General features: G+C 39.0%; 13 protein-coding genes and 2 pseudogenes. 10 read left to right on the top strand and 5 right to left on the bottom strand.

Features of this window, described 5'->3' with window-relative positions; genetic code table 11:
- Positions 1-19: 19 nt before the first annotated feature.
- From mukF to AAFX60_016325, 4 genes and pseudogenes are all read left to right on the top strand, one after another.
- Positions 20-1,357 carry a chromosome partition protein MukF gene (gene mukF / locus AAFX60_016310; GenBank protein XDF79951.1) on the top strand — a complete coding sequence of 446 codons (1,338 nt, stop codon included), beginning with the start codon at positions 20-22 and terminating at the stop codon, positions 1,355-1,357.
- The gene (gene mukE / locus AAFX60_016315; GenBank protein ID XDF79952.1) at positions 1,338-2,075 is read left to right on the top strand and encodes a chromosome partition protein MukE; all 738 of its coding nucleotides are present in this window, start codon (positions 1,338-1,340) and stop codon (positions 2,073-2,075) included. Before mukF ends, mukE begins: the two co-directional genes overlap by 20 nt.
- Positions 2,072-6,544, top strand: coding sequence for a chromosome partition protein MukB (mukB, locus tag AAFX60_016320; GenBank protein XDF79953.1), 4,473 nt, complete (start codon positions 2,072-2,074; stop codon positions 6,542-6,544). The genes mukE and mukB overlap by 4 nt, the downstream gene beginning before the upstream one ends.
- Before the next feature lie 112 nt (positions 6,545-6,656).
- Positions 6,657-7,273, top strand: a pseudogene (locus tag AAFX60_016325) (DNA-J related domain-containing protein).
- A gap of 6 nt (positions 7,274-7,279) precedes the next feature.
- Here the strand turns inward: AAFX60_016325 and AAFX60_016330 are convergent.
- Both AAFX60_016330 and AAFX60_016335 read right to left on the bottom strand, forming a co-directional pair.
- Positions 7,280-8,629, bottom strand: a complete 1,350-nt coding sequence (locus AAFX60_016330; GenBank protein ID XDF79954.1) for a HAMP domain-containing sensor histidine kinase — start codon at positions 8,627-8,629, stop codon at positions 7,280-7,282.
- Positions 8,610-9,287, bottom strand: a complete 678-nt coding sequence (locus AAFX60_016335; protein ID XDF79955.1) for a response regulator transcription factor — start codon at positions 9,285-9,287, stop codon at positions 8,610-8,612. The genes AAFX60_016330 and AAFX60_016335 overlap by 20 nt, the downstream gene beginning before the upstream one ends.
- A gap of 240 nt (positions 9,288-9,527) precedes the next feature.
- Here AAFX60_016335 and AAFX60_016340 point away from each other — a divergent pair, with 240 nt between their 5' ends.
- Positions 9,528-9,929 carry a hypothetical protein gene (locus tag AAFX60_016340; GenBank protein XDF79956.1) on the top strand — a complete coding sequence of 134 codons (402 nt, stop codon included), beginning with the start codon at positions 9,528-9,530 and terminating at the stop codon, positions 9,927-9,929.
- 74 nt (positions 9,930-10,003) lie between these two features.
- Here AAFX60_016340 and nagE read toward each other — a convergent pair whose 3' ends face one another.
- Together nagE and AAFX60_016350 are read right to left on the bottom strand one after the other, a co-directional pair.
- Positions 10,004-11,461, bottom strand: a complete 1,458-nt coding sequence (nagE, locus tag AAFX60_016345) for an N-acetylglucosamine-specific PTS transporter subunit IIBC (GenBank protein ID XDF79957.1) — start codon at positions 11,459-11,461, stop codon at positions 10,004-10,006.
- Between the two features lie 155 nt (positions 11,462-11,616).
- Positions 11,617-12,801 (bottom strand): NnrS family protein, encoded by a 1,185-nt coding sequence (locus AAFX60_016350; GenBank protein ID XDF79958.1) that lies wholly within the window; start codon positions 12,799-12,801, stop codon positions 11,617-11,619.
- Positions 12,802-13,001: 200 nt separating this feature from the next.
- Here AAFX60_016350 and AAFX60_016355 point away from each other — a divergent pair, with 200 nt between their 5' ends.
- A complete protein-coding gene (locus AAFX60_016355; GenBank protein XDF79959.1) occupies positions 13,002-13,856 on the top strand; it encodes an alpha/beta hydrolase in 855 nt (284 codons plus the stop codon).
- A gap of 90 nt (positions 13,857-13,946) precedes the next feature.
- On the opposite strand, the gene AAFX60_016360 is transcribed toward AAFX60_016355, so the two are convergent.
- Positions 13,947-14,972 (bottom strand): acyltransferase family protein, encoded by a 1,026-nt coding sequence (locus tag AAFX60_016360; GenBank protein ID XDF79960.1) that lies wholly within the window; start codon positions 14,970-14,972, stop codon positions 13,947-13,949.
- A gap of 222 nt (positions 14,973-15,194) precedes the next feature.
- Here AAFX60_016360 and AAFX60_016365 point away from each other — a divergent pair, with 222 nt between their 5' ends.
- The 4 genes and pseudogenes from AAFX60_016365 (at position 15,195) to AAFX60_016380 (ending at position 21,684) form a co-directional block, all read left to right on the top strand.
- Positions 15,195-15,581: a hypothetical protein gene (locus tag AAFX60_016365; protein XDF79961.1), complete on the top strand. Its 387-nt coding sequence runs from the start codon at positions 15,195-15,197 to the stop codon at positions 15,579-15,581.
- 252 nt (positions 15,582-15,833) lie between these two features.
- Entirely contained in the window at positions 15,834-17,090 is a 1,257-nt protein-coding gene (locus tag AAFX60_016370; GenBank protein ID XDF79962.1) for a TolC family protein, read from the top strand.
- A 10-nt stretch (positions 17,091-17,100) separates the two neighbouring features.
- Positions 17,101-18,597 carry an efflux RND transporter periplasmic adaptor subunit gene (locus AAFX60_016375; protein XDF79963.1) on the top strand — a complete coding sequence of 499 codons (1,497 nt, stop codon included), beginning with the start codon at positions 17,101-17,103 and terminating at the stop codon, positions 18,595-18,597.
- Positions 18,566-21,684, top strand: a pseudogene (locus AAFX60_016380) (efflux RND transporter permease subunit). Before AAFX60_016375 ends, AAFX60_016380 begins: the two are co-directional and overlap by 32 nt.
- Positions 21,685-21,695: the final 11 nt, after the last annotated feature.

A 21,695-nucleotide genomic window follows, 5' to 3' on the forward strand; every position in this document is an offset into this window, starting at 1 on the left:
TGTACACAAAGGATACACAATGAGTGAGTTTTCTAATGCTGTTACAGACCAAACTGTTGATGAACTGGTTGGTTGGGTAAAACAGCACGATTTCTCATTGAATTTGCCAACTGAGCGTTTGGCATTTTTGTTGGCCATTGCTGTTCTCAGTAATGAAAGATTTGATGATGAGCTAGGTGAAGGCGAACTTCACGATGCGTTTGGAATCATCAGTGGGTTATTTGGACAATCCAGTGACACCATTGCTTTTCGTGCGAACAATGCAATCAATGAATTAGTAAAACAACGTTTAATTAGCCGCTTTAGTGGTGAAAGTACTGATGGAATGAACATCTATCGTCTTACGCCATTAGCTATCGGGATCACTGATTATTATGTGCGCCACCGTCAATTCTCTAAATTGAAGCTTTCTATTCAATTGGCGATGGTTGCAGAAGAGATCCAAAAAGCATCAGAAGCAGCCGAAAAGGGCGGTGAAGCAAAACACTGGCGTAAAAATGTTTATGGTGTTCTGAAATATTCCGTTGGTGAGATCTTTGATCGTATCGATTTAAACCAACGTGTGATGGATGAACAACAGCAATCGGTAAAAGAAGAAATTGCGGAGCTGTTAAACCAAAATTGGCGTGAAGCGATTTCTAGCTGTGAAAAATTGCTTGATGAAACATCAGGTAATTTACGTGAACTGCAAGATTCATTGCAGGCTGCGGGCGATCAGCTGCAAACAGAACTGTTGAATATTCAAGAAATTGTTTACGGTAATGAAGAGCTCGAGTTTATTGACGCTCTGTTGTATTCATTACAAATGAAGTTAGACCGTATTGTAAGTTGGGGTCAGCAAGCGATTGATCTTTGGATCGGTTATGACCGACATGTTCATAAGTTTATCCGTACCGCAATTGATATGGATAAGAACCGAGCATTTAGCCAACGCTTACGTGATTCTGTTAAAGGTTACTTTGATGCACCTTGGTTACTGACTTACGCTGATGCTGCTCGTCTTCGTGACATGCGTGATGAAGCACTAATACTGCGTGATGATGAAGTAACCGGTATTGTTCCAGATGAAATGGAATACGAAGAATTAAGTGTGATCACAGATATTCTTGCAGAGCGTGTAGCAGAGATGCTTCAACACCATAAAGATACGGGTGAAGCAATTGAGTTAGGTACGATTCTTAAGAATTACCTATCAACATACCCACATTCTCAGCACTTTGATCTTGCCCGTCTTGTGGTAGATCAAGCGGTGCGCCTCGGTTATTCAGAAGCCGATTTCCAAGCCGTTCAACCTGATTGGCAGTCTATTAACGAATTCGGTGCGAAGGTACAAGCAAATGTCATTGACAAATATTGAAGAATTTATGCCTGAGAAGTTAGCAAAAGCGATTGCTAATCCATTATTCCCAGAGCTAGACAGTTTATTACGTTCTGGTCGTCATGTTGCCAGTGAAGATTTAGATAATCACGCATTGTTATGTGAGTTTGAACATGAGCTAGGCCTGTTTTACCAACGTTATAACGCTGAACTGGTAAAGGCTCCAGAGGGCTTTTTCTACCTACGTCCACGTTCAACGTCTTTCATTGCACGTAGCGTTTTAGCTGAAATTGATATGCTTGTTGGTAAAGTATTGTGTTTCTTATACCTAAGTCCTGAGCGTTTGGCTCACGAAGGTATCTTTACTAATCAAGAGCTATTCGATGAGCTATTGGTATTAGCTGATGAACAAAAGCTAATGAAGCTAGTAACAAATCGTGCTTCTGGTTCTGACTTAGATAAAGAAAAGCTGTTTGATAAAGTAAGAACCTCTCTTCGTCGTTTAAAACGTCTAGGAATGATTATCCCTGTTGGTGAACAAGGTAAATTCCGTATCAGTGAAGCGGTTTTCCGTTTCGGTGCAGATGTACGTACAAGCGATGATATGAAAGAAGCGCAATTACGTTTAATCCGTGATGGTGAAGCGGTGGTTGTTCATCAAGAAGAAGCGAGTCAATCTAGCTTAGATCTTGATGCAGATAGCAATGAAAAACCGGCTGAAGAGCAACATGAATTAGAATTGGAAGGTGATCTATGAGTATGATTGAACGTGGTAAATATCAATCACTCACCATGGTTAACTGGAACGGCTTTTTTGCCCGTACTTTTGACATTGATAATCTAGTAACTACACTTTCTGGTGGTAACGGTGCTGGTAAGTCGACCACAATGGCGGCGTTTATTACTACGCTTATTCCTGACCAGTCATTACTGCATTTCCGTAACACAACAGAAGCGGGTAGCTCTCAAGCTTCTCGTGATAAAGGTCTACACGGTAAATTAAAACCGGGTGCATGTTATGCAGCGCTAGATATTGTTAACTCTCGTAAGCAACGTGTACTTTTTGCAGTTAAATTACAGCAAGTAGCAGGTCGTGATAAGAAAGTTGATATCAAACCATTCATCGTTGTTGGTCTACCAAGCCATGTAAAACCAACAGACTTAATGATTGAATCGGTTTCTGAAAATCAAGCTCGTGTTCGTCAAATCAATGACGTAAAAGAGATAGTTTCACAGTACGAAGGTGTTCAATTTAAAGCGTTTAATTCTGTAACGGATTATCACGCTCAAATGTTTGATTATGGTGTATTACCGAAGAAACTTCGTAACACAAGCGATCGTTCTAAGTTCTATCGTTTAATCGAAGCCTCTTTATACGGTGGTATCTCAAGTGCGATCACGCGTTCACTGCGTGATTACTTATTGCCACAAAATGGTGGTGTTAAGAAAGCCTTCCAAGATATGGAAGCAGCACTACGTGAAAACCGTATGACATTAGAAGCGATTAAGACGACTCAGTCTGATCGTGATTTATTCAAACATTTAATCACAGAATCAACGAATTACGTTGCTTCAGATTACATGCGTCATGCTAATGATCGCCGTAAGAAAGTTGAGCAAACATTAACGCATCGTGTTGAGTTAATGAATGCGCAACGCAGCTTAGTGGATCTATCATCTGTATTAAATAATATGCAGAGTGAATTAGAGCTTCTTACTGAATCAGAATCAGGCCTTGAGCAAGATTACCAAGCAGCGTCAGATCATCTTCAATTAGTACAAACTGCGGTTCGTCAACAAGAGAAGATTGAGCGTTACTCTGAAGATCTAGAAGAGCTAACAGAGCGTCTAGAAGAACAAGTGATGGTGGTGGAAGAAGCCGCAGAACAACTTGCAATGGCTGAAGAGCAAGCACTATTAACGGAAGAAGAAGTTGATAGTCTTAAAACACAGCTTGCTGATTACCAACAAGCGTTGGATATGCAGCAAACTCGTGCACTTCAATACCAACAAGCGGTTAAAGCACTTGAAAAAGCGCAGCAATTAACAGCAAATGAGTCGTTAACTCAAGATAATGCCATTGATCTTCAAAGCGAATTAAAAGCAAAAGAAGAACTTCAAACTACCGCATTACTTGCGATTAAACATAAGTTGGATCTTTCTTCTGCGGCAGTTCAACAGTTTGAACGCGGCTTAGCATTAGTAACTTCGATTGCAGGTCATGTTGAGCGTAATGAAGCATCAGATAAGGCAAAAGCTTTAATTGAACAAGCTCGCCAGTTCAACAATATTGCAGAGCGTGCAGAACAACTTAAAGCACAGTATAAAGATCTTGAGCGTGCGGTTCGACTGCAACGTCAAGCTCAAGAACTTGCGGAAGAATATGCAAAACGTTTCAATATCACGATTGATTCTGAAATGGTTCTTGAAGAAGAGCAAGCACGTCATGAAGAGATGCTTGAAACGGTTCAAGAACAGCAAGAAAATATCGTTGATAAACGTTCAGAGCTAAAACGCCAAGAACAACAACATCGTTCAGAAGCACACCGTTTAGAGTCTATTGCACCTAAATGGATTGCAGCAAATGACGCTCTACACAAACTGAATGAGCAGTGTGGTGTTGAACTGGAAGATAGCCAAATGGTTATCAGCCAAATGCAAGAAACGCTAGAAAATGAGCGTGTATTATCGACAAACAAAGATCGTCTAGCTGCTCGTAAAGAAGAACTAGAGTCTGAAATTGAGCGCTTAGCTGCCCCTGGTGGTAGTGGTGATGCACGTCTTAAAGGTCTTGCTGATACATTAGGTGGTGTACTGCTTTCTGAGATTTACGATGACATTACATTAAGTGATGCGCCATACTTCAGTTCACTTTACGGTCCAGCTCGTCACGCGATCGTTGTTTCTGATTTATCAGGTATCAAAGATAAACTGGTTGATCTTGAAGATTGTCCGGATGATCTTTACATCATCGAAGGCGATATTGACGCGTTTGATGATAGCGTATTTGATGCTGAAGAGATGGAAAATGCAGTTTGCGTTCACTTAAATGATCGTCAAATGCGTTACTCTCGCTTCCCTGAATTACCATTATTTGGTCGTGCAGCCCGTGAACAGCGTTTAGAAACATTACGTGAAGAGCGTGAGATTGCAGTTGAAGAACACGCAAAAGCGGCGTTTGATTCACAAAAATTACAGCGTCTGTACCAAAGCTTTAATGGTTTTGTATCAACACACCTTGCTGTGGCATTTGATGCGGATCCAGAAGTTGAATTAAAACAAGCTCGTGAACAACTAGCACAAGTTAGCCGTCAGTTAACAGAATTAGTGGCGACAGAGCAGCAGCATAAATCACAAATTTCAGCGTCTAAAGAAGCGTTATCTCAACTTGCTAAGATCGCACCTCATATCAATGTGCTTGAAGATGAAACCATCACAGAGCGTTTTGAAGAGATCAGTGTTCAAGTTGAACAAGTATCAGAAGCAGAAAGTTTCTTACGTCAAAATGGTAAAGCCATTGCAGAACTAGAAACACTACAACGTGCATTAGAAGTAGACCCTGAGCAATTTGATGCCTTAAAAGCAGAGCATGAGCAAATTGATGCACAGTTACAAAGCTTAAAAGCACAATTATTTGCTATTTCTGATTTAGTAGAACGTCGTCATCACTTTGGTTATGAGGATGCCGTTGCACTACTGAATAAGAGCAGCGAACTGAATGAACAACTTAAAGCGAAATTAGTACAAGCAGAACAAGCACGTACTAAAGCGAAAGAGCAGCAGAAACAAGCTCAATCTCAAGCAAACCAATACAATCAAGTAATGGCATCGCTTAAGAGTTCGCATCAAGCAAAACAAGAAACGGTTCAAGAGTTTAAACGTGAACTTCAAGAACTTGGTGTTCATGCTGATCACAGTGCATTAGAGCGTGCTGAAGTTCGTAAGAGTGAGCTAAATGAGCGTCTACACAGCTCTCGTGGTCGTAAGAGTGAGCTAGAAAAAGGCATCACGTCAAATGAACTTGAGATTAAAGGTCTAGTTAAGCAATCACGCAAAGTTGAAAAACTGTACAAAGACTTACGTACTTTTGTTGTTAATGCAAAAGCGGGCTGGTGTTCAGTTCTACGCTTAGCTCGTGAGAACGATGTTGAACGTCGTCTACATAAACGTGAACTTGCGTACTTAAGTGCTGAAGAATTACGTTCAATGTCGGATAAATCGTTAGGTGCGCTTCGTCTAGCAGTTGCAGATAACGAAGACCTACGTGATTCACTGCGTGCTTCTGAAGACACAAGTAAGCCAGAGCGTAAAGTTCTGTTCTACATTGCTGTATACCAACATCTTCGTGAGCGTATTCGTCAAGATATCATCCACACTGATGATCCAGTTGAAGCAATTGAAGAGATGGAAACTGAGCTTGGTCGTCTGACTGAAGAGCTGACATCTCGTGAAAACCGTTTAGCACTAAGCTCTGAAAGTGTTGCGAACATTATTCGTAAGACTATTCAACGTGAGCAAAACCGTATTCGTATGTTGAACCAAGGTTTATCACAAATTGGTTTTGGTCAAGTAACGGGTGTTCGTCTAAACGTAGGTATTCGTGAAACTCACGCAACACTACTAGCGGGTCTGTGTGAGCATCAAGCACAACACCAAGATCTATTTGGTAATGCTCGTTTAACCTTCTCTGAAGCGATTGCGAAATTGTTCCAACGTATTAACCCGCATATCGATGTTGGTCAACGTTCACCACAAACCTTAGGTGAAGAGTTACTGGATTACCGTAACTACCTTGAACTAAACATTGAAGTAAACCGTGGTGCAGATGGTTGGCTACAAGCAGAGTCAGGCGCTCTATCAACAGGTGAAGCGATTGGTACTGGTCAAGCGATCCTACTAATGGTTATTCAAAGCTGGGAAGAAGAGTCTCGTCGTCTTCGTAGTAAAGATATTATGCCTTGTCGTCTATTATTCTTGGATGAAGCGGCGCGTCTAGATGGTAAGTCTATCGCTACGCTATTTGAATTGTGTGACCGTTTGGACATGCAACTTCTTATTGCGGCACCAGAAAACATCAGTCCAGAGAAGGGGACAACCTACAAACTGGTTCGTAAGATCTTTAAAGATCGCGAGCACGTTCATGTGGTTGGTCTTAAAGGTTTTGGACAAGAGTCAGCAGCAAGCCGTACTCAACAAACGCTAGAAGAAGCAGAGATAGCAGAATAAGCGTTAAATAACGTTAATAAGTGAATGGCAGTCAGAAATGGCTGCCATTTTTTTTGGAAAGATAATTGCATAGCTTCTACCGTTAACTTTAAATAATAAAAAGGATGAAAAATTGACAGAAAACACAAACATAGATAACGCTAATGGTGAATTTGAAAACCCATTAGTGTGGTCATTATTTGAGGTGTTGCAAGAGTCAAAACAAGTATGGAAAGTGCATACGTTATCAACTCATCTGATGGAAAAGGGATTACTTAATCATTTAGATGAAAATCCTGAGAAAGACTTATTTAAACGCAATTTTTTGATCATGAATGCACTTTATCAATTGCAAAGTGAGCTGTATCCAGAGCAATGGTTACAAGTAGAATCCATGAATATTTTGTTGTTTCAAGTTTCAAAAACAACAGAAGCGGAATGTGTTATAGATAAAACACATCCTTTGCGTGAATACTATTTAGATTGGTCAAATTACCAAGCGAATGAAGATGAAGTAAAACGATTATTAAATGAGTTTTGGAGCAGTTATCGACGTTATCTTGGTGGAATAGTATTAAAACGATGGATCGCCACCAAGCATTAAAGTTATTTGGCTTATCAGAAAGTGCAACGTCAAAGGAAATCCGTAGGCAGTGGCGAAAACTAGGAATGAAGCACCACCCAGACAGAGAAACCGGTGATGCTAATACTTTTAGAATAATGTGCGAAGCGTGGAATATATTGAGATAGAGGTTGTTATAACTCAGGTTCTAATTTTTCTTGGAACAGCAATCGAGCTCTTAATCCTGGATAATTATCACTTAAACTGATCTGTCCATCGTGTAGTTTCATGACCGTATTAACTAATGCGAGTCCTAAACCAAAACCATGTTGAGTGCGACTCGGGTCTAATCTAACTAATTGACCTAAGGCGCGCTCTCTATCTTCCGGTTTTATGCCTCTACCATTATCAGCAACCACCACACCAAAACAATCGACAATAACTTCGATAACGCCACCTTCATGAGTGTACTTAATGGCGTTATCAATAATGTTGAATACGGCACGGAAAATAAGGCTAGGATTAGCGTAAAGTAAACAAGGCATTTCTTCTGTGAAATGAAGAGTTTGTTTTTTATCCGCTACTGTAGGCTCTGCAAATTCAATGGCATCACGTACAATTTTACTTAAATCGCACATTTCTTTATTGATAGGAGTACCTCCATTTTCAAGATGATATAGCTCCATCATGCCATTGAAGGTTTCAAGTAATAAAGAAAAGTCAGACTGTATATTATCTAATTGTTCGGTGTGTTGTTGAGAAAGAGACTCGTCATAGAGCAGATCTTCTATTCTTAATTTTATTCGCCCCATAGGGGTTCTGAGATCATGAGCAATATCGACAGTTAATGATTTTAACTTAGACTCACTTTGCTCCATTTGCTCAAGCATCGAATTTAAATGAAGAGCCAGTAAATCGAATTCGTTCATATCAGGACCGACTTTTAACCGTACATTACGCTCACCAAGCATCACTCGATTCATTGTTGCATTAACGAGGTTAAGGCGCTTTAGAATGTAGACAGCAATGAGAATTGCGATTAAACACAGGGCAATAAAAGGAAAGAACGTTCCCCAAATTACCGATGAATCTAATTGCTTCTTAAAGCTCTGATAGCGATTTTGGTCAATACCAACGACAAGTTCCGAACCATCAGGCAGATTTATTTTGGTTGCCCGCATATCTGGAAGGTCAGTATTTGTAGAAGATTGTTTTATTTGTGCAATAACAGGATAAGCCGTTGCTGCAGTATTCGTTGGTGTTGGCGATGCATGATGAACGAATTGATAAATGTATCGGCTATCACCTTGAGTATTATTAATATTTTGTTGAATGGCATCGACACCCTCTGTATCGACAATCGCTTGTAGTTGCGCCGTTTCAGCTCTAAGCCATTCATCAAGGTTGTGGTTATACAGTTGAACAGAAGTTGAATAGAGTTGGTAAATAATCAACCCCATAACTAAAAATAACCCGATAGCAAACCATATTAATAATTTTAAAATGGAGGAACGGTAAAGCTCATCACGTTGTTCTAAGAACATAACCAGCTCCACGTACGGTTTCGATGAGATCCACTGCTCCAGAGTTATCTAATTTTTTGCGTAACTTAGCAATATGAACATCAATAACATTGGTTTTTGGATCAAAGTGATAATCCCATGCAGCTTCAAATAATCGCATTCGAGAAACCACTTCATCAGCATTTTCCGCAAGATAACGTAATAAAATAAACTCTTTATTTTGTAATGGAACAATGTTGTCATTGATCGTGACTTTTTGCGAACGTAAATTGATGTTTAAATTCTTAATTTTCAGTTCGTTAGAAGCACTTTCAATCGGTCTATTTCGACGTAATATGATATTGATACGAGCTAATAGCTCAGCTAAAGCAAAAGGTTTGGTTAGGTAATCGTCACTACCTGCAGTAAGTCCTTCAACCCTTTGATCGACGCTATCTAATGCACTAAGAATAAGCACAGGGGTATTATTTCCTGTAGCACGAATTGCTGATAGGATTTTTAACCCATCAAGATTAGGTAGCATGCGGTCAAGAATGATTAATTGATAATCACAACTTATCGCCATCATTAAACCTTCTTTGCCGTCATCAGAACTATCAACAATGAAGCCTTCTTGTTCTAGCGCTTTTGTCACAAAATCTCGAGTTGTTTGGTCGTCTTCAATAACCAATATCTTCATAACTTACTCTCTTATTTAGAGATTTTATTATAACAAGAAAAAAGTGTTGATTCACAATTATAGAAAAAACTAAGTAATGACTCTCAATTCTAAGGACTAGAAATAATACGACTTTCAATTTTTGCGTAAATATAAGCAAAAATGAACATTTAACTCTAGTGCGATATTAATCGATTGTTTATAAAACCTATGGCTATTGAGTAAGTTAAAAATAATCTTATATCGTGGTGGAGAAATAATATGAGTAATTATTTTGACGATTTTCCTGAAGAGAATCCGAAAAATGGGGTAGGGAAACAATTCAATTTTGAATTAGCGCAGTATTTTCGTGAACAACAAGAATCTAGTGATGAAGCGACATCAGAAATAATAACACTAGAAGAAGCGAGCAAGGCGTTAATTGAGCAAGAAGAACGTGAGCAAAGAGAATTAAAGCTCGAGTTTTTATCAAGAATTGAAGAATGTCCACACTGTAATGAGACAGAATTAAATATCTACCATTTTACGAGAGAATTATTTAGGTATGAATGCCAATGCTGTGGGATTTATGGCAATGGAATAAATGAAGCTGAAGCGTATCAAGCTATGTTACTGGCTATTGAAGAGGGCTTTGATTGGCGGAAACATCAGGTTGCATTGTAAAGATAAAGAGCCTTAACGGGGGAACATTAAGGCTCTGAGTTTACAACATAATATCTGGTACGAATATTATGAAGTTAAGCGTTCAAAATTGCCTTCATTTCTGCTGCAACTTTGTCTACTTTTCCTAAGCCAATAATGACTTGTAAACCACCTTTACCCATTGGAACAACACCTGCTGCGCCAAGAGCTTTTAATTTTTCACTGTCAGCAAGACCTGAGTCTTTAACTGTTAGGCGTAAGCGAGTAATACAGTTATCTACTTCAACGATGTTATCTGCACCACCAATCGCTTCGATATACGCATTTGTTACTTCAGTGATGTTCTCTGTTTGCTCATCTTTGTTCATGTCTTCGCCACGACCTGGAGTTAGGAAGTTAAATTTCTTAATCGCAAATCTAAAGATAGTGTAGTAAAGAACAAAGAATACAAGACCTTGTGGGATCAACATGTACCATTTCACTGCTAGTGGGTTTTGACTTGAAAGAACAAAGTCAACTAAACCTGCAGAGAAACCAAATCCTGCCATCCATTGCATACTTGCTGCGATAAATAGAGAGATGCCCGTTAAGATTGCATGAATTAAGTATAACCAAGGTGCAAGGAACATGAAGCTAAACTCTAGAGGTTCAGTGATACCTGTAAAGAATGAAGCCATTGCAGCTGCAAGCATGATAGAGAATACCGCAGCTTTGTTACGCTTTTCAGCACAGTGGTAAATAGCAAGTGCAGCGCCTGGAAGACCAAACATCATGATAGGGAAGAAACCAGCTTGGTACATACCTGTTTGACCTGGAATACCAGTACCATTAGCAATAGATTGTGCGCCACCTAAGAAGTTTGGAATATCGTTAATACCAACAACATCAAACCAGAATACAGGGTAAAGCGCATGGTGCATACCAACAGTTAGCATTAAGCGGTTAAAGAAACCAAATAGGCCAGCGCCAACAGCTCCCATAGATTGAAGTTGTGTACCAAAAGCGATCAATGCATCAAAAATAGCAGGCCATACGTACAGAAGAACGAATGATAAAGCCATACCTGCAATTGAAGTAAGGATCGGAACCAGACGTTTACCACTGAAGAAAGCTAATGCTTTAGGTAGTTCAACTGTCGAGTATTTGTTGTAAATTTCAGCTGAAATAATACCAACGATAATACCAACAAATTGGTTATTGATTTTGCCAAATGCAGCAGGAACTTGATCTAATGGAATATTTTCAAGTTGAGCCACTACAGCAGGAGAAAGAAGGGTTGTTACTACGGTAAAACAAATGAAACCAGCTAATGCTGCAGAACCGTTTTTATCTTTACTTAAACCAAATGCCACACCAATAGCAAAAAGCATTGGCATTACATCAATAATAGCACCACCTGATTTGATTAAGAAAGCAGCAAAAACACTGTTTGCACCCCAACCAGTTGGATCCATCCAGTAACCAACACCCATTAATATTGCAGCAGCAGGAAGCGTAGCGACGGGAACCATCAACGCTTTACCGACTTTTTGCATGTAACCTAATACACTCATATCGTATTCCTCAAAAATTAATCTATTATTTTTTAAACTAAGAGAAGAATACAAAAGGGTGGATTAACAAAAGATTGTGCCAACATTAACTTTAGTTAATGTTGGCACTTTAAGAATTAAAATGTGAGTGAGATCTAATTAATTCGAGGAGTAAATTAACCTGGATGACCATCTACGCGTTTTGAGCATAGCATAGGCGCAAAATGCCAAATGAATAATCCAAATGCAATTGTCCAAAGAACGGCAGTAATGTTGATTATATCGAGCATATATTCTGGAAATGCAATCACTCCAAATGAGCGAATAAATGCCGCTAAAATGATAGCACTATAAGCAACCCACATTGACGGACCTTTATAGATCTCACGCCCAGTATGACCCATAGTAACTCGAGCAATCATTGCGAGAATAACACCGCCTAAGGCACCAATTGCAAATAAATGAATTCCGGTATGAGATGTAAAGTAATCAGTGCTTAATCCACGTAACAATAAACTCAGCGGGATACATAAATAGCCAGCGTGAAGAGACCAAACAAGCGGCTCACTTAATGTTTTATATCCTTTCCAACGTATCATTCTGATTAATTGAGCAATGCCTGCAATGATCATTAAATATGGACTTACTTGTTCTGACGTTAGAGGGAAAAAGCTCAAAATAAAGAGCATAGCTAATGGGATATTACATAACGCATCTAACCAAAGAATTGGTTGTGCCTTTTCAAACTGAAAACGACGGGCTGTGAAGAAAGGAATAACGCGCGCGCCCATTACAGAAAGTAATAAAGTAAACCACCAAAGCATAGATTCCCAAACTGCAGCAGAAGTGAAAGGAGGCATTCCCTTGATCGTTGCATAACTAGCAAAGTTGGCTGCGATAGCCACTAAAAATAATGGAATGAAAAAGAAGTTTCTCACACCTTTTGTTTTGATTACACGGAAACCTACTTCATAGGCAATAGCTAGTATAAATAGGGCCTCTATGCTTGATGTTAGCCATAGTGGAGCCGGAGTCCAAAATAAAACTCTTGGTAATAACCATAATAAGACAATGAACCCGAGACGTTTATTGGATGTACCTTTAACTCCAGTCCAGTTTTGAACCGCACTTAAAACAAAGCCGGCAACAATAGCCATAGAAAAACCAAACAACATTTCGTGAACATGCCACCACAGTGCAGGAACTTGTAGGTAAGCCGGTTGACCCGTTTGGAAAGCCCAAACCCAAATTACGACGGCGATAATTGCATAAATGCTGCCTAGTAAGAAGAAAGGACGAAAGCCTAAGCGTAGGATCGGTGGGATCTTTTCTTCAATGGTTTTATCAGTAATATTTATCATAATTTGTTCTCAATTTTTAGTGACAAAACAAGTATAACGCAAAGGGAAAATAATAACATGTATTTTTTATGCATGTTTAAGTTGGATCATTCTTGTCCCTTTGTGATTGTTGTTTAAATGTTAATTAATTGGAGCAATAACTCGACTTTACTAAATCATCAGTTAAGATGAATCCATAAAAGCAATAAATGGAATAATGTATGAGTCAGAAGATTTACTTTGGTACTGAAAACAAATTCAGTGTTAAGCGCAGCGCTTTGAATGTCGTTACTCGTTTGCATCATTTGCTAATTCCAAGTCATGCAAAGAAAATGGGAAGGAAATTATTACTGACACCAGTAAGAACAAAGCCGAAAAACACTGAGCCAAATGGATTAATTAAAAGTAAATTAACCTCTACCGAAGGAACTCTTAGTTTATATAAGCTGGGGCAAGGTCCTATTTGGGTATTGGCTCATGGTTGGTCAGGTAATTCGAGTCAATTTTATCCATTGATGGAATACATTGCATCGAAGGGGTTTACAGCCATTGCGTTTGATCATCCTGCTCATGGTGAGAGTGAAGGAAAACACGCTCATTTACCTGCATTTATTGAGGGCTTAAATGCGGTATTGGACTCTTGTGATGAAGTTGCAGGTGTCATTGCACATAGTATGGGGACATCAGCGGTATTGGAATGTCGTCATTATCAATTGGAACAGACCCCATTGTTATTGATTGCGCCGGTATTAAATTATACCGAAAACTTGTTTAGTAGCATTGAGCGTTCAGGCTATTCAATGAAGCTGTTTACAGCCATCGTTGGGGATATTGAGGAGCAGTATCAGAGAACCATCGACAGTTTTAATCCGTATCAACGATTACAACAAAGAGAAACTCAAACAATTATCGTACATGATAAAGAAGATCGTTTTTCTAGTTTTGAGCTTTCAAAAGCGGCAACAGAACATATTGAACAAGTAATTTTATACCCAACAATCGGTTTAGGTCATGGGCGTGTAATGGCAAGTGAAGAGGCTAAAAAAGCGTTTGATGAGTTATCTAAGTCGAATTAAGCTTTTATGATTTTTGCTTCAGTTATTCGTAAATAATAGGCTGAATAAAAAAGCCGATGCATAAAAAAACAATATGCACCGGCTTTTTTATTATCGGAATAACATTTGTTTGAATGGTGTTTTATCCATGATTAAAACAAATAAGGTAGATGCTGTTGCTGTACCAAATACAATGACAAAATCTCGCATTGCTAATGTTATTCCCATCATTCCGGTAATATTTAAGAACACGACCACAAATAGCAAATGGCAAACGTAAATGCCAAGAACATGTTTACTTAACGTGAAAGTGATAGGGTGATGGCCAAGTTGTGGTTTAGATAATAAAAGAAAAAACACGCCAATTCCCATTAATGGAGTGCCAATTAAAAAGTCATGCAAGTTAAAAGGTACATCAAACTGAGTTAACCAATACGCCTCACTAAAATGAATAGCAAAACCAACCAGTAATAAGATCAAAGCGTTAGTTGATGAAAGCGTAATCTCTTTTCTTCGTAATTCAAATCCGATGACCACCATTAAGGTACTAAAGAAAGGGCCATTTCGAGTAAAAAATGGAGTCCAAACTTCAGTGAGTGTTTGATAGCTACCACCAGCAAGACCGTATACATATAAGATCACAGCGACAGGAACAATCCATGTCGTTTTTTTAAAGTGAATTAATAACCCAATAATTGAAACGGCGATAATGAGTGCAGGAATAAACCATAAATGTACCATGCCACCTTCAAATAAAGCGTTTAATGGATTCTGAGTTAACCAATTCCAATATCCAGTGCGCTCTGCTAGATACCCATTTTCAGCGACTTTTCTCCAATGAAAAGGCAAAGCTAAACTCAATGCGCTCCATACAATCCATATTTTAAATAAAGGAGCACAGTAAGATTGGATCGTTTTTAAAGGAGTATGCGTCAATTTAGGTTGGATAAAATAACCAGATAAAATGAAAAAGAAAGGAACCGCAAAACGGGTCAGCTGGTTAAATATATTGCCGAAAACTGGGAAATCATCCATTAGTAGATAAGTCATGAAAACTTGTGAGTGTAAAGCGATGATCGCGAACATAGCAAGAAGGCGTCCTAACTCTAAGCTAGCGATTTTATTTGTATTTTCCATTATGAATACCATTAAATTTTTCGACAATCTACCAATCTGTTTTTTAATAAAATATGAGATAGATTAATTTTGTAGAGGTTGAGCAGAAGATGTTTACGAAATTGAGATTGCTTTCACATATAAGGTTTACTTTTAAAAATGAAATTATTTGATAAACGCATTGACCTTCCCCTAAGTGGAGGCTTTAGTATGGGTTCAATTCTTTAATGTAGAGTGTTATTTGTGATTACTTCTTTTTCTAAATGGTTAGTGACAAGCGTTACGCTGATGGCATTAGTGCTATCTAGTGTTGCGTATAGCTACCCAATGAAAATGGAAGTGACAAACACTGATATGCAGCATCATGCAAGTATGGCATCTGATTGCCATTCAACACAAAGTGATACTGTAGAGTGTAATATGGGCTCTATGAAAATGAGTATTGATCATCATTGTTCAGGTAAAGGGGAAACTTGTTGTAAGACGGCGTGCGTCACTTCAATCTGCGCTTTACCTTCAAATTTATATGCTTATATTCATTCAGCAGAATCAGTAATTAATTACATCCAATATAATGAACAGCCTCGTTCATTTGTTTCTTCCTCTTTGTTTCGACCTCCTATTCTTTAATTCCAATGAATACCAATCTCAGTAAATAGTTTACTTCGTTAATTCTGAACGCTTGCTTACTGTGGTTGATATAAAACTCATTAAATCAATTAGCTAAATAGTTTTTCCTTTCTATTTAACGGTTTAATTATGGTGATGATCTGTAGATAGATTGCGCCATTATTGGAATGATCTTATGAAAAATTACCACTTATACGTTTTAAAAAAGCGTGGTTAGTTTCTGCTATCTCTATAGTTCTATCACATCAAGTGATGGCAGAAGAACAATTAACACAATTGATAGAACAAGCATTGTCTTCTGATGCAAGCAGAGAGCAGATATACGCACAATCTCAAGCAATGCGAGCAACAGGTATTGCAAATTCAACTCTAGCGGATCCCACTCTCAAAGTAGGATTTGGCGGTTTACCTGTTGATAGCTTCAAGTTCGATGAAGATCCAATGACGAATATATCCGTTGGATTAATGCAGAAATTTGGTCGTGGCTCAAGTTTGGACCTACAACAAAAGCAAATGGGGCAACAAGCAGATGTATTAGCAATGCAAGTTCAAGTTCGTGAATTAGAGGTTGCCAATGCAATTAGTCAGTTGTGGATTGAACTTGGATTTTTACAAAAAGCAGAAGCGATCTTACATGAAAATCGTCGTTTACTGACTGAAATGGAATCGTATATCAATACTAATTACTCTATCGGTAAAAGTGAAAGCCAAGACTTATTGCAAGCGCAATTACAACTCACTCGTTTAGATGAAAAAGTGCAGACCAATAAGCAATCACAAGAGCGAATTTATGCACAGCTATCAGAGTGGTTACCGAATTTACCTCAGCAGCAATTAGATAAAATCAGGTCACTTAACTGGGATTATTTAGAGCAAATTTTGGAGAGAAATGCTCATAGTTCTACTGATTTTTATGAGTTATTAAAAACCAACCCAACAATAAAAATGAGTGAATTAGCAATTGTTGCGACAAAAACAAAAGTCGATATTGCTGATGAATCTTATTCGCCTCAATTTGGTGTAGAAGTGATGTATGCCTATCGTCAAGCTAATGGTATGGGTGGTCAACCCGCATCAGATTTAGTTAGTGCTTATGTCACTATGGATATCCCTTTATTTACAGACAAGCGCCAAGATCAGAATTATGCAGCAGCTCAATATCAAGTTGGCTCTGCGAAATCACAGCGTGATGTGTTACTGCGTCAAATGAACGCAAAAGTGAACGCATTATTAGTGGATAAAAGTAATTTGGAACAGCGTCTTTCTCGTTACAACGAAACGTTATTGCCTCAATCAAAAGAGAGAACGAAAGCGGTCGAGCGCGGTTATGAGAATAATACCGCTCAATTTAATGACGTCATTATAGCCTCTAATGATGAGTTAAGTTTAGAACTAGAAAAACAACGTTTAATGAGTGATTTAGATAAAACAAACAGTAACTTAGCATTTTATCTTAATGGGTTTGATTACCACATATCAGCACCACAACTAGCACCATCTGAGAATTAAGGAAGAAAATATGAAGTCATTTAAAATCGCCGTACTTTCAGTTGTTATTGGTGGTGTAATTGGTGCTGGAAGCATGAATTTCTATTCAGCACATTCAATGAATATGATGCCGAAGAATCAGGATACACCATCAGTAAGTTCGAGTAATGAACCTTTGTATTGGGTGGCTCCAATGGATGCAAATTATCGTCGTGATAAACCGGGTAAGTCACCTATGGGAATGGATTTAGTTCCAGTGTATGCCGATGATGCTCAAGGTGAGAAAGCACCGGTAGGAACCGTGACGATTGATCCAAGCGTTGTTAATAATCTTGGTGTGAAAAGTGCGTTTGTAGAGAAATCAATTCTCTCTCCAAATATAGATACTGTCGGTTACATTGCTTTTGATGAAAGTAAATTATGGCAAGTCAACGTACGAGCGGCGGGTTGGGTTGAGAAATTGAATATCAACGCGATTGGCGAGCGGGTAAATAAAGGTGATGTACTATTTACACTTTATTCACCGGAGTTAGTTAAAGCACAAGAAGAGTTGTTGAATGCCTATCGAACAGGTCGTAAAGGTTTGGTTAAAGGTGCGAGAGAACGTTTGTATTCATTAGGTGTTGATAAAGTCCAAGTTAACTCTATTGTTAGGTCTGGGAAGGCTAATAAAAACATAGAGATAAAAGCAAGTTCTAATGGTGTGATCGCGAGTTTAAATATCCGAGAGGGAGGCTATTTGTCACCTTCACAAATCGTGATAACCGCTGGTCCACTTGAAGATATATGGGTTGATGCTGAGGTATTTGAACGTCAAGCTCATTGGTTATCTTCGGGAAATAAAGCGGTGATGACACTGGATGCGATCCCAGGAAAAATGTGGGAAGGCGAAGTGGATTATGTTTATCCCATTCTAGATCCAAAAACTCGTACTATGCGTATGCGCTTGAAGTTTGATAATCAAGATGGCGCATTAAAACCAAATATGTTTGCCAATATAACAATACAACCAAAAACCAAAGAAGAAGTGTTAACCATTCCTCGCCAGTCTGTTATCCGTTCAGGTGGTATGACACGAGTGGTATTAGATGAAGGAAATGGTAAGTATCGTTCTGCTCGAATAGTGATTGGACGAGAAGCAGGCAATAAAGCAGAAGTCGTTAAGGGACTGAAAGAAAACGATAAAGTAGTTACATCTGCTCAATTCTTATTAGATTCAGAATCAAGTAAAACCGCAGAACTAAGCCGAATTAATGGCCCAGAAAACAGTATTTGGATCTCTGGTGATATTACGATGTTAATGGCTGATTTTGGCATGGTTACTTTTGAGCATAAAGCCGTTTCACAATGGGATTGGAAAGCAGGAGAAATGAACTTCTCGGTTGAAAATAACATTGACCTTTCTGCTTTTCATGAAGGTGAAGCTGTTCATTTTTTAGTGCAAAAAGACAATGATGAATTCAAATTACTAGAAATTGAAAAAGAAGGGAAGCATTATGATCCCCGCAATTATACGTTGGTCTATTAAAAATCGATTTTTAGTTTTAGTTGCTACTTTTGCCCTTGTTGTTGCTGGAATTTACAGTGTAAAGAATACGCCTGTTGATGCTTTGCCGGATCTTTCAGATGTTCAAGTGATCATCAAAACAAGTTATCCAGGGCAAGCACCACAAGTGGTGGAAGATCAAGTGACTTATCCTTTAACGACGGCCATGTTAGCCGTACCCGGAGCAGAGACGGTTCGAGGTTATTCCTTCTTTGGTGATTCTTACGTATATATCATTTTTAACGATGATACAGACATGTACTGGGCACGTTCGCGTGTTTTAGAGTATCTAAGTCAAGTTGCACCTAAGTTACCAGCAGAAGCAAAACCGACATTAGGCCCAGATGCAACCGGTGTTGGTTGGGTGTATAGCTATGTATTACAAGATAAAACCGGTCAGCATGATCTTGCTGAATTGCGCAGTTTGCAAGATTGGTTTTTAAAATATGAATTACAAACGGTTGATGGTGTATCAGAAGTTGCTACGGTAGGCGGAATGGTAAAGCAATATCAGGTTGAAATTGATCCTGATAAGTTAAGAGCTTACAACTTAACCTTACAACAGGTTAATAAAGCCATTAAAGAGGGAAATCAAGAAACGGAGCATCCGTTATTGAAGTGGCAGAAGCTGAACATATGGTACGTACATCAGGTTACTTAAGTAGTATTGAAGATATCCAATCTTTGCCACTAAAAGTAACAGATAAAGGTACGCCTCTGTTATTAGGTGATATTGCTGATATTAATTTGGGCCCACAAATGCGTCGAGGGATCTCTGAGTTTAATGGAGAAGGGGAAGCCGTTGGTGGTGTGATTGTGATGCGATTTGGTGAGAATGCCAGCGAAGTTATTGCTAACGTGAAAGAAAAGTTAGCTCAACTTCAAAAAGGGTTGCCAGATGGCGTTGAAATAAAAGCCACTTACGATCGTTCCACATTAATCGATCACGCCGTGAAGAACCTTTGGGAGAAATTAGCTGAAGAGTTCATTGTTGTTGCTATTGTTTGTGCTCTGTTCTTATTCCACATACGGTCTTCATTGGTCATCGCATTAAGTTTACCCGTTGGGATCTTGAGTGCTTTTATTGTGATGCATTGGCAAGGTATTAACGCCAACATCATGTCCTTAGGTGGTATTGCGATAGCCATAGGGGCGATGGTTGATGGTGCGATTGTAATGATTGAAAACGTACATAAGCATATAGAAAAAACACCATTAACGGATAAAAATCGTTGGCAAGTGATTGGTAAAGCGGCAGAAGAAGTCGGTCCTCCGCTATTTTTCTCATTACTTATCATAACCTTAAGTTTTGTGCCTGTCTTTGCTCTTGAAGGGCAAGAAGGAAAAATGTTTTCTCCATTAGCCTTTACTAAAACCTTTGCGATGGCGGCATCTGCTGGCTTAGCTATTACGTTGGTACCCGTATTAATGGGCTATTTTGTACGAGGAAAGATCTTACCTGAGCATAAGAACCCAATTAATAAAACATTGGTTTCATTATATCGACCGTTACTTAATGTGAGCTTGCGTTTCCCTAAAACGATGTTACTTGTTGCTATGGTACTGATGGGCTCCGCTTATTACCCAATATCTAAGATGGGAAGTGAATTTATTCCTCCATTAGATGAAGGTGATTTAATGTATATGCCAACGACGTATCCTGGTATATCCATTGGTAAAGCGCGTGAATTATTACAGCAAACCAATAAGTTAATTAAAACGGTACCAGAGGTAGATACGGTATGGGGAAAAATAGGTCGAGCAGAGACAGCGACCGATCCTGCACCGTTAACCATGATAGAGACGGTGATTCAGTTCAAACCTAAAGATGAGTGGCGTGACGGCGTCACAACTGAATCAATTAAAAACGAACTAGATCAATTGATTCAATTTCCCGGAATTACAAATGCATGGGTAATGCCGATTAAAACTCGCATCGATATGTTGGCGACAGGGATTAAAACACCAATAGGAATAAAAATCGCAGGGCCAGATCTTAATGTTATTGAAAAGATAGGGGCAGAGTTAGAGCCTATTTTAAATAACATTCAAGGAACGACTTCTGTTTATGCAGAGCGTGTTGCTGGTGGTCGCTATGTCACTATTGATATTAAACGCCGTCAAGCTGCTCGATATGGATTAAATATTAAAGATATTCAGCAGGTTATATCAACAGCCGTTGGTGGAATGAATGTTGGTGAAACCATTGAGGGCCTAGAGCGTTATCCAATTAACGTTCGGTACCCGCAATCGTATCGAGACTCAGTCGTTAAATTACAAAACTTACCTCTTATCACATCAAGTGGTGCTCGAATTGCTCTAGGTGATGTAGCGGAGATCCGTTATGAAGATGGGCCACCTATGATCAAAACTGAAAATGCACGTCCAAATGGCTGGGTATTCGTTGATATTGATGGAAGAGATCTTGGTTCATATGTTCATGAAGCACAGCAAGCAGTACATGACCAACTGGATCTTCCTGCCGGTTATTCTCTTGGATGGTCAGGGCAGTATGAATACATGGAGCGTGCTAAAGAGCGTTTGACCACAGTCGTCCCGATTACGATAGGCATCATTATGCTGCTTTTATATTTGAGTTTTAGACGATTTGGTGAGGTGTTAATTATCATGGGGACATTACCGTTAGCAATGGTTGGTGGGCTCTGGTTAATGCATTTGCTTAATTTTAACTTCTCGATAGCGGTGGGTGTTGGGTTTATTGCATTAGCGGGTGTTGCTGTTGAAATCGGCGTGATCATGCTGGTTTATTTGAATCAGGCATGGCATGAAAAACAGATCACAGCACAAGAGCAAAACAACATATTAACTCAACAAGATTTAACTCATGCGATTGAAGATGGCGCTGGTTTACGTGTGCGTCCTGTGATGATGACGGTACTAACCGTGATTATCGGTTTAATCCCAATTATGTATGGCTCAGGTACTGGTTCTGAAGTGATGCAACGAATAGCAGCTCCAATGATTGGAGGTATGGCGTCAGCTTTATTATTAACGCTACTTGTATTGCCCGCGGTATTTAAATTATGGAAACAATCTCAGTGTAAATAAGGTTTATACCA

Source organism: Aliivibrio fischeri (genome assembly GCA_038993745.2).
Lineage (GTDB): Bacteria > Pseudomonadota > Gammaproteobacteria > Enterobacterales > Vibrionaceae > Aliivibrio > Aliivibrio fischeri_B.

Coding starts and splice junctions, on each gene's coding strand:
- mukF (XDF79951.1), top strand. CDS start 20: ATGAGTGAGTTTTCTAATGCTGTTACAGACCAAACTGTTGATGAACTG.
- mukE (XDF79952.1), top strand. CDS start 1,338: ATGTCATTGACAAATATTGAAGAATTTATGCCTGAGAAGTTAGCAAAA.
- mukB (XDF79953.1), top strand. CDS start 2,072: ATGAGTATGATTGAACGTGGTAAATATCAATCACTCACCATGGTTAAC.
- AAFX60_016330 (XDF79954.1), bottom strand. CDS start 8,629: ATGTTCTTAGAACAACGTGATGAGCTTTACCGTTCCTCCATTTTAAAA.
- AAFX60_016335 (XDF79955.1), bottom strand. CDS start 9,287: ATGAAGATATTGGTTATTGAAGACGACCAAACAACTCGAGATTTTGTG.
- AAFX60_016340 (XDF79956.1), top strand. CDS start 9,528: ATGAGTAATTATTTTGACGATTTTCCTGAAGAGAATCCGAAAAATGGG.
- nagE (XDF79957.1), bottom strand. CDS start 11,461: ATGAGTGTATTAGGTTACATGCAAAAAGTCGGTAAAGCGTTGATGGTT.
- AAFX60_016350 (XDF79958.1), bottom strand. CDS start 12,801: ATGATAAATATTACTGATAAAACCATTGAAGAAAAGATCCCACCGATC.
- AAFX60_016355 (XDF79959.1), top strand. CDS start 13,002: ATGAGTCAGAAGATTTACTTTGGTACTGAAAACAAATTCAGTGTTAAG.
- AAFX60_016360 (XDF79960.1), bottom strand. CDS start 14,972: ATGGAAAATACAAATAAAATCGCTAGCTTAGAGTTAGGACGCCTTCTT.
- AAFX60_016370 (XDF79962.1), top strand. CDS start 15,834: ATGGCAGAAGAACAATTAACACAATTGATAGAACAAGCATTGTCTTCT.
- AAFX60_016375 (XDF79963.1), top strand. CDS start 17,101: ATGAAGTCATTTAAAATCGCCGTACTTTCAGTTGTTATTGGTGGTGTA.